2 protein-coding genes are annotated in these 4,691 nt (G+C 61.4%); one reads left to right on the top strand and one right to left on the bottom strand.

Features of this window, described 5'->3' with window-relative positions:
- A partial coding sequence (gene rpoC, locus ACOZK4_RS07820; protein ID WP_421591403.1) for a DNA-directed RNA polymerase subunit beta' occupies positions 1 to 4,108 on the top strand: 4,108 nt, incomplete at its 5' end.
- Between the two features lie 92 nt (positions 4,109 to 4,200).
- Here the strand turns inward: rpoC and ACOZK4_RS07815 are convergent.
- Positions 4,201 to 4,691: helix-turn-helix transcriptional regulator (locus ACOZK4_RS07815; protein WP_421591402.1), on the bottom strand; the 491-nt coding region annotated here is incomplete at its 5' end.

The following is a 4,691-nucleotide window of genomic DNA, read 5'->3' as shown; positions in this document are numbered from 1 at the left end:
GTATGGCGAGATCAAGAAGCCGGAAACCATCAACTACCGTACGTTCAAGCCGGAACGCGACGGTCTCTTCTGCGCGCGCATCTTCGGGCCGATCAAGGACTACGAGTGCCTGTGCGGCAAGTACAAGCGCATGAAGTACAAGGGCATCATCTGCGAAAAGTGCGGCGTGGAAGTCACGCTGTCGCGCGTTCGCCGTGAGCGCATGGGCCATATCGAGCTCGCTGCTCCCGTTGCCCATATCTGGTTCCTGAAGTCGCTTCCCTCGCGCATCTCGACGCTGCTCGACATGACGCTGAAGGATGTCGAGCGCGTTCTCTATTTCGAGAACTACATCGTGACGGAGCCGGGCCTCACCGCGCTCAAGGAAAACCAGCTTCTTTCCGAAGAAGAATACATGATCGCCGTCGATGAATATGGTGAAGACCAGTTCACGGCGATGATCGGCGCCGAAGCCATCTACGAGATGCTCGCCTCGATGAACCTCGAGCGCATCGCCGGCGACCTGCGTCAGGATCTGGCCGACACCACGTCGGATCTGAAGCAGAAGAAGCTGATGAAGCGCCTGAAGATCGTCGAGAACTTCATGGAATCCGGCAACCGTCCGGAATGGATGATCATGAAGGTCGTTCCGGTGATCCCGCCGGACCTGCGTCCGCTCGTTCCGCTGGACGGCGGCCGTTTCGCGACGTCGGACCTGAACGACCTCTATCGTCGCGTCATCAACCGTAACAACCGTCTGAAGCGCCTCATCGAGCTGCGCGCACCGGGCATCATCATCCGTAACGAGAAGCGCATGCTTCAGGAATCGGTTGACGCCCTGTTCGACAACGGCCGCCGCGGTCGCGTCATCACCGGCGCCAACAAGCGTCCGCTGAAGTCGCTGTCCGACATGCTCAAGGGCAAGCAGGGCCGCTTCCGCCAGAACCTGCTCGGCAAGCGCGTCGACTATTCCGGCCGTTCGGTCATCGTGACCGGTCCGGAACTCAAGCTGCACCAGTGCGGCCTGCCGAAGAAGATGGCGCTCGAACTGTTCAAGCCGTTCATCTACGCCCGCCTCGACGCCAAGGGTTTCTCCTCGACCGTCAAGCAGGCCAAGAAGCTCGTTGAAAAAGAGAAGCCTGAAGTCTGGGATATCCTCGACGAGGTCATCCGCGAACATCCGGTTCTGCTGAACCGCGCACCGACGCTGCACCGCTTGGGCATCCAGGCCTTCGAACCGATCCTGGTCGAAGGCAAGGCCATCCAGCTGCACCCGCTCGTCTGCACGGCCTTCAACGCCGACTTCGACGGTGACCAGATGGCCGTTCACGTTCCGCTCTCGCTGGAAGCCCAGCTGGAAGCGCGCGTGCTCATGATGTCGACGAACAACATTCTGCACCCGGCAAACGGCGCGCCGATCATCGTTCCGTCGCAGGACATGGTTCTCGGTCTCTACTATCTGGCGATCATGAACCAGAACGAGCCGGGCGAAGGCATGGCCTTCTCCGACATGGGCGAACTGCACCATGCGCTCGAAAACAAGGTCGTCACCCTGCACGCCAAGATCCGCGGTCGCTTCAAGACCATGGATGCCGACGGCAATCTGGTGTCGAAGATCTATGAAACGACGCCTGGCCGCATGATCATCGGCGAACTTCTGCCGAAGAACGTCAACGTGCCGTTCGAGACCTGCAACCAGGAAATGACCAAGAAGAACATCTCCAAGATGATCGACACGGTCTACCGTCACTGCGGTCAGAAAGACACGGTCATCTTCTGCGACCGCATCATGCAGCTCGGCTTTGCCCATGCCTGCCGCGCCGGCATTTCGTTCGGCAAGGACGACATGATCATTCCGGAAACCAAGGCGAAGATCGTCGGCGATACCGAAAGCCTGGTCAAGGAATACGAGCAGCAGTACAACGACGGCCTGATCACCCAGGGCGAGAAATACAACAAGGTCGTCGACGCCTGGGGCAAGGCGACCGAAAAGGTTGCCGAGGACATGATGGCCCGCATTAAGGCCGTCGAGTTCGACCCGGAAACCGGTCGTCAGAAGCCGATGAACGCCATCTACATGATGTCCCACTCGGGCGCCCGCGGCTCTCCGAACCAGATGCGTCAGCTGGGCGGCATGCGCGGCCTCATGGCCAAGCCGTCGGGCGAGATCATCGAAACGCCGATCATCTCGAACTTCAAGGAAGGCCTGACCGTGAACGAGTACTTCAACTCGACGCACGGCGCCCGTAAAGGTCTGGCAGACACCGCCTTGAAGACCGCGAACTCCGGTTACCTGACCCGCCGTCTCGTCGACGTCGCGCAGGATTGCATCGTCACGCATGTCGATTGCGGCACCGAAAGCGGCCTGACCATGACGGCGATCGTCGATGCCGGCCAGGTCGTGGCCTCCATCGGCACCCGCGTTCTGGGCCGTACCGCGCTTGACGATATCGATCATCCGGTCACGGGTGAGCGCATCGTCGATGCCGGCAAGATGATCCTCGAGCCGGATGTCCTGGCGATCGAAAAGGCTGGTATCCAGTCGATCCGTATCCGCTCGGCGCTGACCTGCGAAATCCAGACCGGCGTTTGCGGCGTCTGCTACGGTCGCGACCTTGCACGCGGCACGCCCGTCAACATGGGCGAAGCCGTCGGCGTCATCGCGGCACAGTCGATCGGCGAGCCGGGCACCCAGCTCACCATGCGTACCTTCCACCTTGGCGGCACGGCGACCGTGGTCGACCAGTCGTTCCTGGAAGCATCGTATGAAGGCACGGTGCAGATGAAGAACCGCAACATGCTGCGCAACTCGGAAGGCGTTCTCGTCGCGATGGGTCGTAACATGGCGGTCACGATCCTCGATGAGCGCGGCGTGGAACGGTCCTCGCAGCGCGTCGCCTACGGCTCGAAGATCTTCGTCGATGACGGCGACAAGGTGAAGCGCGGCCAGCGTCTCGCCGAATGGGACCCCTACACCCGTCCGATGATGACGGAAGTGGAGGGTACCGTTCACTTCGAAGACGTCGTCGACGGCATCTCGGTTCTGGAAATGACCGACGAGTCCACCGGCATCACCAAGCGTTCGGTCATCGACTGGCGCTCGACGCCGCGCGGTACGGACCTGAAGCCGGCCATCGTCATCAAGGACAAGAACGGCGCTGTCGCCAAGCTGTCCCGCGGTGGCGAAGCTCGCTTCCTGCTCTCGGTCGACGCGATCCTGTCGGTCGAGCCGGGGCAGAAGGTCTCCCAGGGTGACGTTCTTGCCCGCTCGCCGCTGGAAAGCGCCAAGACCAAGGACATCACCGGTGGTCTGCCGCGCGTTGCCGAACTGTTCGAAGCCCGTCGTCCGAAGGACCACGCCGTCATCGCTGAGATCGACGGTACCGTTCGCTTCGGCCGCGACTACAAGAACAAGCGTCGCGTGCTGATCGAGCCGTCGGAAGACGGTGTTGAGCCGGTCGAGTACCTGATCCCGAAGGGCAAGCCCTTCCACCTTCAGGACGGCGACTATATCGAAAAGGGTGACTACATCCTCGACGGTAACCCGGCACCGCACGACATCCTGGCGATCAAGGGCGTGGAAGCACTCGCTTCCTACCTCGTGAACGAAATCCAGGAAGTCTACCGTCTGCAGGGCGTTGTGATCAACGACAAGCACATCGAGGTGATCGTTCGCCAGATGCTGCAGAAGGTCGAGATCACGGATGCCGGTGACTCGACGTACATTGTCGGTGACAACATCGACCGTATCGAGCTGGAAGACGTCAACGATCAGCTGATCGAAGAGGGCAAGAAGCCGGCATACGGCGATCCGGTCCTCCTCGGCATCACCAAGGCTTCGCTGCAGACCCCGTCGTTCATCTCGGCCGCATCGTTCCAGGAAACCACCAAGGTTCTCACGGAAGCTGCGATCGCCGGCAAGACCGACGGCCTGCAGGGCCTGAAGGAAAACGTCATCGTCGGCCGCCTCATCCCGGCCGGTACCGGTGGCACGATGACCCAGATCCGCCGCATCGCGACGGCCCGCGACGAGATGATCCTCGACGAGCGCCGCAAGTCGACCGGCGCCGGCGTCGCAACCCCGATGCTGGCGGACCTCGCCGGCGGCGAGGGTGCCGCAGCTGAGTAAGGCTGAATCTTCCGAAACTGAAAACGCCGGGCGTTGTGCCCGGCGTTTTGTTTTGGAGCCTCCCGTTAAGAGTGCTCTATCGGCAGATTTGCTCACCCGTTCCGGGGAGAGTCCGAAGGGGGCAGGGCGTATCGATCGACGACCGAGAGGCGCCGGACAAGGTCGCTTTGCCCGGAGCTGCCGGTTTTGGCATAAACGACCTTGGCGGTGCTGCGCACCGTTTCGTAGGAAATCTGCAGCCGTTTGGCGATTTCGGGGAGGGGCAGTCCCTTCTGGATTTCGATGGCGATGCGCGCTTCGCCGCGGGTCAGGTCGTAGAGCCCCTTCAGAATGCGCAGATCGTCCACGGCGGATGCCGAGGGCTGGGCGATCAGAACGATGGCGGTGCCTTGCGGTGAAAAATCGAGTGCGTGTCCGCAAAGCGGAATGACATGCACGATGCAGGCCTGCTCTTCCTCCGTTGCCGGCAGAGGAACCGATTTGATCCGGTCGTGCCCCGTGATCTCCGAGAGCGCTTGATAAAGCAGCCGATTGGCGCCTTCGTCCCTGAGGTGGATGCGGTTCTGGGCGCGGACGGAGACGC

The organism is Shinella sp. M27 (assembly GCF_049199905.1).
Taxonomy (GTDB): domain Bacteria; phylum Pseudomonadota; class Alphaproteobacteria; order Rhizobiales; family Rhizobiaceae; genus Shinella.
Note: the sequence above shows the minus strand (reverse complement) of the source record. Positions and strands in the feature narration are given on the sequence as shown.